Source organism: Halomonas sp. KM007 (assembly GCF_050709225.1).
In the GTDB taxonomy this organism is placed as follows: Bacteria; Pseudomonadota; Gammaproteobacteria; order Pseudomonadales; family Halomonadaceae; genus Vreelandella; species Vreelandella hamiltonii.
Window position 1 is genome coordinate 353,823 of sequence record NZ_CP136131.1, and the last position, 13,161, is coordinate 366,983.

A 13,161-nucleotide genomic window follows, 5' to 3' on the forward strand; every position below is an offset into this window, starting at 1 on the left:
AATGGCACGCTAGCCCGTATATTCAAACAGCATCAGCGTTTCCATGTGCGCCGTATGTACGAACATGTCGGCCACGACAACGTGCTTGATAGCATACCCTGCATGCACAAGATGTGCCGCATCGCGAGCCAGGGTTGCCGGGTCGCAGGAGACATACGCGACCCGGGCAAGGCGATGGCGGCCCAGCGCCTGACACACCGCCTCGGCACCGCTACGCGGCGGATCCAGCACCAGCGCATCCACAGGGTGCTGCCGCAGCACCTTGGCCACGGACTCGGCATTGCTGAGATCCGCTTGTTCTGCGCTGACCGCCAGGACTGCATCGGCATCGCGGGCGTTATGGGCATTGTCGCGCAGCCGTTCGACCATGCCTTGGCTCCCTTCGACCGCATGAACGCGAGCGCCTGCAGCGGCCAACGGCAGGCTGAAATTGCCGATACCGGCAAACAGATCCAGCAGCACCATGCCGGGCTTGGGCACCAACCAGCCTACCACTTGTGCCACCATCTGCTGGTTCACCTCGGCATTGACCTGCAAAAAATCTCCCGGCGCAAAGTCAAGCGACAGGTTGGATGGCAATGTACTGGCGTCGATGCCCAGCGCCTGCATGTCAAAGCGCTCTCTCAGCAAAGGTGGCGCACCATACCAGTGCAGCTGGGGCGCTTCGCGCCCCAGCCAGGCACCGACATGTACCTGGTGCTGCTCAGCGAAACGCTGCCAGCGCAGCTCATCGTCAGGCTGTGCCTTCAACTGACGCACCAGCACGACCGTCGCATCCGGGGTCGCCAGCAGTTCGAGGTGGCCGACCGAGCGCGGGGCTTCCAGGCTCGCCAACAGCGCTCGCAGAGGGGCAATGAGCGCCTGCAAGGCAGGCACCAGCACTGGACAGGTGTCGATATCTACCAGCCGATGCGTGCTGGCGGCGCGAAACCCCAGGTGCACCTTGCCCTGGCTATCCACCTTGACACCCAGCCTCGCCCGACGGCGATACGCCGTGGTCTGCCCGTGGAGCAAGCCGATGGCATCATGGGCCAGGCCCTGCCGTGCCAGCAGCTCAGCGACTACCTCACGTTTGTGGTGGCGCTGGGTGTCGAGTGCCATATGCTGCAAATCGCACCCTCCGCACTGGCCAAAGTGGGCACAGGGCGGCGTCACGCGCAGGGGCGAGGGAGTCAACAGAGCTTTGACATGCGCCTCATCGAAGCGTTTGCGGGTCACATGGACCGCGACCTCCACTTCCTCGCCGGGCAGCACCCGGTCGATGAATACGGTCTTCCCGGCAGCGTTGTGAGCCACCCCTCGGCCATCATGGGCCAGCCGCTCGACGACCAGCGGCGCACCGGAGAGCTCGCCAGTCTGCTCTTTTGCGGCTCGCCCACTTGGCGTGCGTGCCAGGCCCGAATGGCCCGAGACGGGGCGTGGAGGCCGCCGCTTACCCAACATGGCCATTCATACCTCCGGGGCGAACAAGCCCGTGGAGAGATAGCGATCACCACGGTCACAGACGACGAACACGATGACCGCGTTTTCGGTTTGTTCGGCGATGCGCAGCGCACCTGCCAGGCTGCCGCCGGATGAAACCCCTGCCAGAATACCCTCTTCCCGGGCCAGGCGACGCATGTGCTCTTCGGCTTCCTGCTGGGCGATGTCCAGCGTGACATCGACTCTCGGCGCTTCGAAGATGGCGGGCAGGTACTCCTGGGGCCAGCGGCGAATGCCGGGAATACTGGCGCCATCGGCCGGCTGCAGCCCGACGATCTGCACCGCCGGGTTCTGCTCCTTGAGATACCGTGACACGCCCATGATGGTGCCCGTAGTACCCATGGAGCTGACGAAGTGTGTGATCTCACCGTCGGTTTGCCGCCACACCTCCGGGCCGGTGGTGCGATAATGCGCCAGCGGGTTGTCCGGGTTGGCAAACTGGTTGAGCGGCTTGCCCTCGCCTCGGGCAATCATGGCGTCGGCGATATCGCGTGCCTCTTCCATGCCCCCCTCCTTGCTCGCTGAGATGAGCCTGGCGCCATAGGCCGCCATGGCTTGCTTGCGCTCGGCGGAAGCATTTTCAGGCATGACCAGCACCATCTTGTAACCCTTGATGGCGGCCGCCATGGCCAGCGCAATGCCGGTATTGCCCGAGGTCGCCTCGATCAGCGTATCACCGGGACGAATGTCACCACGGGCTTCTGCTTCGCTGAGCATCGACAGCGCTGGGCGGTCCTTGACCGAGCCTGCCGGGTTGTTGCCCTCCAGCTTGGCCAGCAGCGTATTGTTGCGGCCTGCCGTGATTCTTTTCAGACGTACCAGCGGTGTGTTGCCGACCACATCTTCAAGCGTGGGATAATTCATCACACATTCCTTATCGTAACCGTTATGCTGCATTATATCGGTGCTGCCCATGCCTGGACAGGCAACCTTCTGGATTCGATGAGCTTCTTTCATGTCTTTAAACACGCGCCTGCTGTTTGCCCTGCTGGGTTTTCCACTGTTGGTGTATGCCATGATGGCGTTTCTGTTCGTCTTTCACGCCGACGCCACAGGCCGTGCGGTACTCGAGGAAAGGCTGGTCGGTACTGGCGAGCTGTTGGCTCCCAGCCTGGGCCAGGCCATGGCCGATGGCGACTCGCAACGCCTGGAGAGTCTCGCGGGAAAACTGCTCGAGCAGCGCCACCTACGAGCCGTCACCCTCTTCGATGAACAAGGCAATCGCCTGCTGGTGATGGGTACCTCGCTGCCACCCCCGGCTCGGCTGCACGCCCCGGAAACGACGACCATCGCCATGGAAGACGATCTGTGGCGCGTTCAGGTACCGCTGACCAGCGAGTCACTGAGCGGTCGTGGACGCACGAACAATGGCTGGCTGGAAGCCGAGATGGATATCCGCACGCTGGTGCTGGAGCGCTACAAGCTGATTGCCAGCCTCAGCCTGGGCGGCATGCTGTTGGGCCTGTTGCTGTTTCTGATCGCCTTTGCCATCAGCCGCTATGTCACCCGCCCCATCGAAGAAGCCAGCCAGGCACTTTACCGACTGTCGAGAGGCGATGACCGCCTGCAGATCACTCCTGCCAACCCCATCGAGCTGCGCCAACTGGCCCAGCATATCAATCGGCTGGCGGAGTATTTCCAGCACGCCCGGCGCAACATGCAGAGCCAGATCGAGCAAGCCACCAGTGAACTCCAGGAATCCATGGAGACCATCGAAGAGCAGAACATCAAGCTTGATCTGGCACACCGCAGCGCGCTGCGAGCCAACGCCGTGAAGTCTGAATTTCTGGCCAACATGAGCCATGAGATACGTACACCGCTCAATGGCATCATCGGTTTCTGTCGGCTGCTGGGCCGATCGTCGCTCGACAACCGCCAAAAGGAGTGGCTGGACCATGTACGCCGGGCCTGTGACAACCTGCTGATGCTGGTCAACGACGTGCTGGATTTCTCGAAACTAGAAGCAGACCGCCTGACACTGGAAGAAGTGGACGTGGATATCGTGGCGCTGGTCGATGAAGTGATTGGCTTGCATGCCCCAGAAGCGCAGCGCAAGCAGCTCAACCTGGTCGCCATGGTGTATGACGACGTGCCGACCCCGCTATGCGGTGACCCGCTACGCATCCATCAGGTGCTGAACAACCTGCTGGGCAATGCCCTCAAATTCACCAATGAGGGCGATGTGATCGTGCGCGTCATGCTGGACAACCAGGAGGGTCAGCACGTCGTCCTGCACATCAGCGTCAGTGATACCGGTATTGGATTGAGCGACGAACACCAGCAGCAGCTGTTCAGCGCCTTCTCTCAGGCAGAGCCCAGCCACTCCCGACAGTTTGGAGGCAGCGGTCTGGGCCTGTCGATCTGCCGCCAGCTGATTCAACGCATGGGCGGCGAGATTGGAGTCGAAAGCGAGTTGGGCAGAGGGTCGACTTTTTCGTTTACGCTCCCCCTGCTCGCCCATCAGGCAGACGAGCGCCCTCCAGAACTCGTGCTGGACAATCCGATCGTGCGCTTGCACGAACCTCACTTGCCCACTCGAAACGTGCTGGAACACTTGCTGGAACGCTGGGGCGCTCGCCCTGTATCGTTCATCGATCTTAAACAATGAGGCACTGCTGATGGTCAGCCTCGAACACGATGATTTTGGCGGCGAACGTAAGGGCTATTGGCAGAACATCATTGCCCAGACCCCCTGCCCAGTCATCATTCTGGCCAACACCACCAGCTTTGAACTGCCCCACTGGGACCTTCCCCATGGCGGTGACCTGCTCTGCAAGCCCTTCACCCGCGCCCAACTGGTCACGATGGTACGACGCTTGCTGCAGCCCACGGTACTGCCAGCGGGTCAGGAGCCAAAACCCCTGGAGCTTGCCAACAAGCCTGCCCAAGGCGCCCCTTTGACGCTGCTGATCGTTGACGACAACACTGCCAACCGTGAGCTGCTCAAGGCCATGCTGGAGAGCAGCACGCTGCGCATCGTCTTGGCTGCCAGCGGCAGAGAAGCATTGGAGTTCGCGCGCCAGCATACCGCCGACATGGTACTGATGGATATTCGCATGCCCGACATGAACGGCATCGAAACCACCAAAGCGCTGCGTCGCGTCAACGGCAGCTGGGCACGCTGCCCCATCATCGCGGTCACCGCCCACGTACTGAATAACGAACGCCAGCAGTGGCTGAGTGAAGGGCTGGACGATGTGTTGATCAAACCCATCAATGACGTACAGTTGCAGCAGCTCATGCAGCGGTTTCTGGGTATTACGCCCGACCCGGGGCATCAAGACATCACGCCAACTTCTACTGAGGCAGATACCCCACCGGCCACACCAGAACCCTTGGCAGAACCCTTGGCATTGCCCAGCGCCCTGCCTGCCGTGGATCTCACCCTGGGGACGCGCTTGGCAGGCGGCAAGACATCATTGGCCAAGCAGCAGTTGGTCAGGCTGATCGACAGCCTGGAAGAGCACGAACGACAAATGCGCGAGGCTTTCCAGGCAGACGAACTGAACGAACTGCTGGACTGGGTGCACGGGCTGAACGGGGCCAGCCGCTACTGCGGTGCACCCGAGTTGGCCCTGCTGGTGGAAACCCTGGAAACTCGGCTACGCACCAGCGGGCTACGCCATGTCGATACGCTGCTGGAAGAGCTTTACGCCGCCATGACGCGACTTGCCCAATACCGCGATGGCTTACTGGAGTAAACAAGGAGAAACGGCATGTGATTGGGGCGATCAGCGCTCCAGCACCACGAATGCCACAGCATACTCGGCTTCGTCACTGAGGGTAATGTGCGCCGTGGCGGCGCCGCTGGCTGCGAAGAGCCGCTGGGCCTCACCATGCAGGTGTAATCCGGGCTTGCCCAGCGCGTCGTTAAGCACCTGGATGTCTCCCCACTGCATGCCCTGGCGCAAGCCAAGGCCCAAGGCTTTCACGAAGGCTTCCTTGGCCGCGAAGCGCTTGGCCAGATAAGCCACCGGGCAGCCTTTGGCCCGCCATACCTGCTGCTCTTGCTGGCCCAGAATGCGTTCGGCAAAACGCTCGCCGTGGCGCTCCAGGGCCTGGCTAAACCGAGCAACGCGAGCAATATCAGAACCGATGCCAACGATCATTCAATGCCCGCAGCAGCCGTGATGACCATCATGCTCGTCATGCGCGTGCTCGTGCTCATGGGCATCCAACGCGGCCATCAGGCCCGCCTCCTGGCCAGCAATTATCAGCCGCTTCATTTCCTGAATGGCCTCTTTCAGGCCCACAAAAAGGGCGCGCGCAATGATCGCGTGACCGATGTTCAGCTCGTTGACACCGGGTAAGGCAGCAATGGCTTCCACGTTGTGGTAGTGCAGCCCGTGCCCGGCATTGACCACCAGCCCAAGCGAGACGGCATGGACCGCTGCCGAGCTCAGGCGGTCATACTCGGCGTTGGCCGTTTCGCTGCCCGGCCGAGCTTCGGCATAGGCACCGGTGTGCAGTTCGATGGTGGGCGCTCCAGCGCGCTTGGCCGCGTCGATCTGGGACTCATCGGGATCGATGAACAGCGATACGTCACAGCCCGCGGCTGCCAGACGCTGGCAGGCAGCGGCAATCTGTTCGAACCCACCCACCACGTCCAGGCCACCTTCCGTGGTCAGCTCTTCGCGCTTTTCCGGCACCAGGCAAACGTGGGCAGGCCGCACTTCTTCGGCCAGGACCAGCATCTCTTCGGTCACGGCCATTTCGAGGTTCATGCGCGTGTTGAGCATCTCGGCCAGCAGGCGTACGTCGCGGGGCTGGATATGACGGCGGTCTTCACGCAGGTGAACCGTGATGCCATCGGCACCGGCCTCTTCGGCCAACAGCGCTGCCTGAACGGGGTCCGGGTAACGGGTGCCCCGTGCTTGGCGCAGGGTGGCGACGTGATCGATGTTGACACCCAGTAGAATACGAGGAGGATGCATCGTGACTCTCCATTGGATGGCACACAGAGGCCATCATTGCTTGTCTGAGTATTACTTCTCTGAGAATTGCTTGTATGAGAGAGGCCCGCCTAGCGCTGACGGCGACGGGCCAAATCCATCATCAGCTCTCGCGAGCGTAGTGCCACTGCCCCCAGGTGGGGCGCCAGCGCTGCTCGCATGAGCGCTTTCAAGGCGCTGGCCAGGCTCTCTGATTCCCAGTCACCCTGCTCGATATAGCGCAAGGCGCGGCCGTCGATCCCCCGCACGGCGGGCAAGAATGCACGACTGGCCGCCTCGAATCGGTAGCGCCCGTGAGGGTCCAGAGAGGCACCTTGAGGCGTGCAGAAGCGCGGTGTGGCTTCCAGGGCTTCCAGTAGCGCCCACTCATAGCGTCTCAGCGCCAACCCGCGCGCGGCGGGCACCGGAAGCGCCTCCAGCAGCGCACTGTAAAAGGCAAACACATTCGCGGATGCCAGTTCCAGCGGCAGCAAGCGGGTGGCAATTTCATTGGCATAAAGGCCACACAACAGCCCTTCACCCGCCAGCAGCGCGGTCTGTCCCCGGGACTCCATCAAGGTCAGCCGCTTCAGCTCACGCTCTCCGCGCCAAGCGATGAACAGCGGTGTAAAGGGTTGCAAACGCTGGCGCGATTTCGAACCGGGGCGCTGCCCGCCCTGAGCCACCGCACGGATGCGCCCGTGGTTGAGCGTCAGCAGGTCGACCAGCGCGCTGGTTTCCCGATACGCCTTGCGGTGCAACAGAAAGGCAGGCTCGGGGGTCATGGCCGCGCTCAATCCAGGTCGTAACCCAGGCTCTTCAAGGCACGCTCATCGTCCGACCAGCCTCGCTTGACCTTGACCCACAGGTTGAGCATGACCTTGGTGCCCAAGGCACGCTCCATGTCCAGCCGCGCCTCTCGGCCGATACTCTTGATCCGATCGCCGTTTTCACCGATCAGAATCACTTTCTGGCCCTGGCGCTCCACCAAAATCAACGCGCTGATATGGGTCACCCGCTCGGTCTCGCGAAACTCCTCGATCTCGACGGTCATCTGATAGGGCAGCTCGTCGCCCAGCTGACGCATGACCTTTTCGCGCACCAGCTCGGCGGCCATGAAGCGCAGACTTTTGTCGGTGATCTGGTCTTCAGGGAAGAAGTGAATACTTTCTGGCAGGTGTTTGGCCACCTCTTCTTCCAGCGCTTCGACCTGCGTGCCGTGCTTCGCTGAAATGGGGATGACGGCAGCAAATTCACGCCGTGCCCCCACCTCCGCCAACCAGGGCAGCAGGTCGGCCTTGTCCTGCAGGCGGTCGACCTTGTTCACTGCCAGAATCACCGGCGCCGTGACATGCTCCAGACGCTTGAGCACCGCCTGGTCTTCCTCGGTCCAGCGCGTACGATCGATGATGAAGACGACACAATCCACGTCACGCAGCGCCTGGGTGGCTGCCTGGTTCATGAATCGGTTGATCGCCTTGTTGCGATCCTTGGACATGATGTGCATGCCCGGGGTGTCCACGTAGATGAACTGCGTCTCATCGACGGTCTTGATACCCATCACCTGATGGCGGGTTGTTTGCGGCCGCCGAGAGGTAATCGAGATCTTTTGCCCCAGAATCCGGTTCATGAGGGTTGATTTGCCTACGTTGGGACGGCCAACGATGGCCACGAATCCGCAGGTTTGGCTCATGATTTGTCTCCAGGGGGTTGTTCAAGATAGGACAGGGCTTCTTCCGCCGCCTGTTGTTCTGCATGTCGGCGGCTAGGACCTTTACCAGTGGTATGCTCGCTCAACAGATCGATGTAGCACTCCACGGTAAACGTCTGGGCATGCGCCTCGCCCTTGACCGAGACCACTTCGTAGCGAGGCAACGCGGCCTGGCGTGACTGGAGAAACTCTTGCAAGCGCGTTTTGGGGTCCTTCTGAGTATCCTGAAGAGAGATGTTTTCCAGCCTCTCCGCATACCAGGCCAGTACACGGTCACGCACGGCGTCCATACCTGCATCCAGGTAGATGGCCCCGATCACGGCCTCGACGGCATCGGCCAGGATGGATTCACGGCGGTGACCGCCGCTTTTCATCTCTCCCGAGCCAAGTCGCAGGCACTCGCCAAACGACATTTCACGGGCCAGCTCGGCCAAGGTCTGCCCCTTGACCAGACGCGCGCGCAGGCGGGAAAGCTGACCTTCTCGCGCCTGGGGGAAGCGCTGAAACAGCGCTTCGGCGATGACAAAGTTGACGATAGAGTCACCCAGAAATTCCAGGCGCTCATTGTTGCGACCACCATAGCTGCGATGGGTCATGGCCAGTTCCAGTAGCGTTGGGTCGCCAAAGGTATGGCCGATTCGTCGGCAAAAAGCGGTTAAGGAATTGCTCACGGTGCTCCTACGTCATTGACGTTATACAAAATAACCACGCTGACCTTGTTGTTTAACAGGTGCTTCATTCGATGCGACGCACGCTGCTGAAGCTGGGCAAACCACCATCCCAGTGCATCCAGACTGCAAAGGCGCGCCCGACGATGTTTTCTTCCGGAACAAAGCCCCAGTAGCGGCTATCGTTGGAGTGATCACGGTTATCGCCCATGGTGAAATAGTGCCCTTCCGGCACCACGACCTCACGCATTTGCGGGCCAGGATCACGCGGATTGTTATAAATGAAATGGCTCACTTCACCCAGCTGCTCTTCGAGCAACAGCTGCTGGGGAGACAAGGCCGGGCCTTCTTCGACCAGCACCTTGCTGACTGCTTCGCCGTTCACATAGAGCTGCTTGCCTTCATACCGAACACGGTCGCCGGGCAGGCCCACTACGCGCTTGATGAAATTGACCGAGGGCTCGTCAGGGAAGCGAAACACCATGACATCACCACGCTCCGGGTCGTCCACTTCCAGAAAGCGGTGGTGCACCACGGGCAGGCGCAGGCCATAGGCAAACTTGTTCACCAGGATGAAGTCACCTACTTCCAGCGTCGGCTTCATGGAACCCGAGGGAATCTGGAACGGTTCGACGATGAAGCTACGCACCACCAGTACGACCAGCAACACGGGAAAGAAAGAGCGAGAGTAGTCGACCGGCCAGGGCTCCTTGAGAAGCTTTTCCCGGCTGGCATCGTCCAGCCCGTCTACCGTGGCGGCTTCGGCAGTGGCCACCCGCTCACGGCGCTTGGGCCGCAGCACCAGCACATCCAGCAGAAAGATGGCCCCGGAGAGTACGACGGCAAGTACCAGTAATAATGAAAAATCCATGTGAGGTCGAGTCCCTAGTCGTTGACCTTGAGCACAGCAAGGAAGGCATCCTGGGGAATTTCGACACGCCCCACCTGTTTCATCCGTTTTTTACCGGCTTTCTGTTTTTCCAGCAGTTTTTTCTTACGGCTGACGTCGCCGCCGTAACACTTAGCCGTGACGTTTTTACGTAGAGCCTTCACCGTAGAACGAGCAACCACCTGCCCGCCAATGGCAGCCTGGATGGCCACGTCGAACATCTGCCGCGGAATCAGCTCTTTCATCTTCTCCACCAGCAGACGGCCGCGGGTGTGGGCATGATCCCGATGGATGATGACCGCCAGCGCGTCTACCTTGTCGCCATTGATCAAGACGTCCAGACGCACCAGCTTGGCGGCTTCAAAACGCTCGAAGTTATACTCCAGCGACGCGTAACCGCGAGAAATCGACTTCAGGCGATCGAAGAAGTCCATGACCACTTCCGACATCGGCAGCTCATAAGTGAGCTGAATCTGGTTGCCCAGAAACTGCATGTCCAGCTGGGTACCACGGCGCTGCTCGCACTCGGCAATCACGTTGCCCACGTACTCCTGGGGCACCAGAATACTGGCCCGCACGATGGGCTCGCGCATCTCGTCGACGTCGGCCATGTCCGGCAGTTTGGAGGGGTTGGAGACGTATTTGATGTCGCCATTTTTCATGCCCAGCTCATACACCACCGTGGGTGCAGTCGTGAGCAGATCCAGGTCGTATTCGCGCTCCAGGCGCTCCTGGATGATTTCCATGTGCAGGGTGCCGAGGAAACCCACGCGGAAACCGAAGCCCAGGGCATCCGAGTTTTCCGGCTCGTACTCCAGCGACGCATCGTTCAGCGCCAATTTCTCCAGCGCATCGCGGAAGTCTTCATAGTCATCGGCGCTGACCGGGAACATACCGGCGTATACCTGCGGCTTGACCTTCTGGAAGCCCGGCAGGCGTTCGACATCGGGGGTTTTGGTGTGGGTGATGGTATCACCGACCGGGGCACCATGAATTTCCTTGATCCCGGCAACCACGAAACCGACCTCACCCGCGCGCAGAATATTGGTCTCTTTACGCAGCGGTGTGAAGATGCCTACTTCGGTGGCGTTCCAATCCCGCCCGGTCGATTTGATGCGAATCTTGTCACCCTTGCGCAGCGTACCGTCGAACAGCCGCACCAGCGAAACGACGCCGAGATAGTTGTCGAACCAGGAATCGATGATCAGCGCCTGCAAGGGCGCGTCCGGGTCCCCTTTGGGGGGCGGAATGTCACGCACCAGGCGCTCCAGCAGTGCGTCGATACCAATACCGCTCTTGGCCGACACCTGGCAGGCATCGGTGGCATCCAAGCCGATGATTTCTTCCACTTCCTGAGAAACGCGGTCCGGGTCGGCCTGGGGCAGGTCGATCTTGTTGAGCACCGGAAGGACTTCCAGGCCCTGCTCGATGGCGGTATAGCAGTTGGCCACCGACTGAGCTTCGACGCCCTGAGCGGCGTCCACTACCAGCAGCGCCCCTTCACAGGCGTACAGCGAGCGGGATACTTCGTAGGAGAAGTCCACATGCCCTGGCGTATCGATGAAGTTGAGCTGATAGACCTGACCATCGGCCGCGGTGTAGTCCAGCGTGACCGACTGCGCCTTGATGGTAATGCCGCGCTCGCGCTCGATATCCATGGAGTCGAGCACCTGCTCCTTCAGTTCACGCTCGGACAAGCCACCACAAGTCTGAATCAAACGATCGGAAAGCGTCGATTTACCGTGGTCGATGTGAGCGATGATGGAGAAATTGCGAATATGCTTGAGCTTTCCGCCGGAAACGTCATGAGACATCGAGTGTGTTCTGCCTTATTGGTACGCAAGCGATGGTGTTGGGGACAGCGCCAACAAGGCGTAACGTGAACACCGCACCACTGCATTGCCAAAGTTCGTCAAAAGATAAGCGCTATTGTAGCGATATGCGGGGGATAGGAACAGCAGTCCGGCGAGAACCGCCGGACTGGAAGGAACGAAAGGTGTGGTTATTCCAGACGCAACGCCACGAACAGCGAGCGCCCATCACGATACAGGCGCAGCGGAATAGCGCGGTCGGTGGGCAAGCTTTCGACGATGCGCACCAGCTCATCGGCAGAGGCAACGCTGCGGTGATCCAGGCTAACCAGAATATCTCCCGGGCGAAGCCCGGCCTGAGCGGCAACGCTGTCTGGCTCTACCTGACGAACTTCAACACCCCCTGTGATATTGAGCCGTTCGCGAGTGGCTTCATCCACTTCGACCACAGCGACACCTAGTCGCATCTGACTGTTGCTGCTGGAAGCTTGCTCGACGCCTTGAGCATCCGGCCAGCTACCCAGTTCGATGGTTTCAGTCACCTGCTCACCATCACGCATCAGGGTCAGCTCCACATCGCTGCCAGGGGCAACACGCCCGATGAGGCGCGGCAACGTGCTGGAGCGATCGACCTCTTCGCCATTGACTTCCAGAATCACATCCCCAGCCTGCAGGCCACCCTGCGAGGCGGGACCTTCGGGGTCCAGGTCGGCAATCAGCGCGCCAATGGCTTCGTCCATGCCAAACGACTCGGCCAAATCACGAGACACCGGCTGAATCATCACGCCCAGCCAACCACGGTTCACCTGGCCATCTTCACGAAGTTGGCTGGCAACGTCCATGGCGACGTTGATCGGAATAGCGAACGACAGCCCCATGAAACCACCGCTACGGGTGAAGATCTGCGAATTGATACCGACGACTTCACCTTCCAGATTGAACAGTGGACCACCGGAGTTACCCGGATTGATGGCCACGTCGGTCTGGATGAAGGGGACGTAAGCGTCCTGTGGCAGCGTACGGTTGATGGCACTGACGATACCCGCAGTGACCGAATGGTCGAAGCCGAAAGGCGAGCCAATGGCCGCCACCCACTCCCCTACCTTGAGCTCATCGGAATTCCCCAACGTGAGCACGGGCAGGTCGCTGGCATCGATCTTGAGCAAGGCAACGTCGGTCTGCACATCGCTGCCGATCAGCTCGGCGGGCAGTTCGCGACGGTCGTTGAGGCGCACCAGAATTTCATCGGCACCCTGCACGACGTGGGCGTTGGTCATCACGTAGCCATCTTCACTGATGATGAAGCCAGAGCCCAATGACTGTCGTTCCTGGCTACGCCCCTGACCACCACTGGGCGGCGCTGGAAAACTGTCACCAAAAAAGTGGCGGAAGATTTCGGGAATTTCCTGACCACCAAACCCTTGTGCCGACGGCGAGCTGCTGCGCTGCACCGTGCGCGTGGTAGAAATGTTGACGACGCCCGGCGCCGCTTCTTCTACCAGCACCGTGAAATCGGGCAAGGTTTGCGCCTGGGCACTTTGACCCACCATGAACAGCGCAACCAGGCATAACCATAACGTTGAGGGGAGAACCAAGCGCTTCATGAAACAGCTCCTAGTCAAGCAGGGACGACACCATGGAAGTGCAACTCTTAGCGAGCTACAGGACA

General features: G+C 60.4%; 10 protein-coding genes and 1 pseudogene. 1 reads left to right on the forward strand and 10 read right to left on the reverse strand.

Annotated features, from left to right (window positions below; translation table 11 throughout):
- Nucleotides 1–9: 9 nt before the first annotated feature.
- A complete protein-coding gene (locus tag RVM27_RS01720; protein ID WP_287808408.1) occupies nt 10–1,449 on the reverse strand; it encodes a TRAM domain-containing protein in 1,440 nt (479 codons plus the stop codon).
- Nucleotides 1,450–2,346: a cysteine synthase CysM gene (gene cysM / locus RVM27_RS01725; RefSeq protein ID WP_287808409.1), complete on the reverse strand. Its 897-nt coding sequence runs from the start codon at nt 2,344–2,346 to the stop codon at nt 1,450–1,452.
- Nucleotides 2,347–2,437: 91 nt separating this feature from the next.
- On the opposite strand from cysM, the pseudogene RVM27_RS01730 reads away from it, so the two are divergent.
- Nucleotides 2,438–5,183: pseudogene (locus RVM27_RS01730) on the forward strand (ATP-binding protein).
- Nucleotides 5,184–5,213: 30 nt separating this feature from the next.
- Here RVM27_RS01730 and acpS read toward each other — a convergent pair.
- The 8 genes from acpS to RVM27_RS01770 form a co-directional block, all read right to left on the reverse strand.
- Nucleotides 5,214–5,591, reverse strand: a complete 378-nt coding sequence (acpS, locus tag RVM27_RS01735; protein WP_096923133.1) for a holo-ACP synthase — start codon at nt 5,589–5,591, stop codon at nt 5,214–5,216.
- The gene (pdxJ, locus tag RVM27_RS01740) at nt 5,592–6,416 is read right to left on the reverse strand and encodes a pyridoxine 5'-phosphate synthase (RefSeq protein WP_287808412.1); all 825 of its coding nucleotides are present in this window, start codon (nt 6,414–6,416) and stop codon (nt 5,592–5,594) included.
- A gap of 89 nt (nt 6,417–6,505) precedes the next feature.
- Complete coding sequence (gene recO / locus RVM27_RS01745) at nt 6,506–7,198, reverse strand: DNA repair protein RecO (RefSeq protein WP_287808413.1); 693 nt, start codon at nt 7,196–7,198, stop codon at nt 6,506–6,508.
- An 8-nt stretch (nt 7,199–7,206) separates the two neighbouring features.
- Nucleotides 7,207–8,106, reverse strand: a complete 900-nt coding sequence (gene era, locus RVM27_RS01750) for a GTPase Era (protein ID WP_287808414.1) — start codon at nt 8,104–8,106, stop codon at nt 7,207–7,209.
- Nucleotides 8,103–8,795 carry a ribonuclease III gene (gene rnc / locus RVM27_RS01755; protein ID WP_039177180.1) on the reverse strand — a complete coding sequence of 231 codons (693 nt, stop codon included), beginning with the start codon at nt 8,793–8,795 and terminating at the stop codon, nt 8,103–8,105. The genes era and rnc overlap by 4 nt, the downstream gene beginning before the upstream one ends.
- Nucleotides 8,796–8,859: 64 nt before the next feature.
- Nucleotides 8,860–9,663, reverse strand: a complete 804-nt coding sequence (lepB, locus tag RVM27_RS01760) for a signal peptidase I (protein WP_039177182.1) — start codon at nt 9,661–9,663, stop codon at nt 8,860–8,862.
- Between the two features lie 14 nt (nt 9,664–9,677).
- Complete coding sequence (gene lepA, locus RVM27_RS01765; RefSeq protein WP_039177184.1) at nt 9,678–11,495, reverse strand: translation elongation factor 4; 1,818 nt, start codon at nt 11,493–11,495, stop codon at nt 9,678–9,680.
- A 188-nt stretch (nt 11,496–11,683) separates the two neighbouring features.
- Nucleotides 11,684–13,096: a DegQ family serine endoprotease gene (locus tag RVM27_RS01770; RefSeq protein ID WP_498957222.1), complete on the reverse strand. Its 1,413-nt coding sequence runs from the start codon at nt 13,094–13,096 to the stop codon at nt 11,684–11,686.
- Nucleotides 13,097–13,161: the final 65 nt, after the last annotated feature.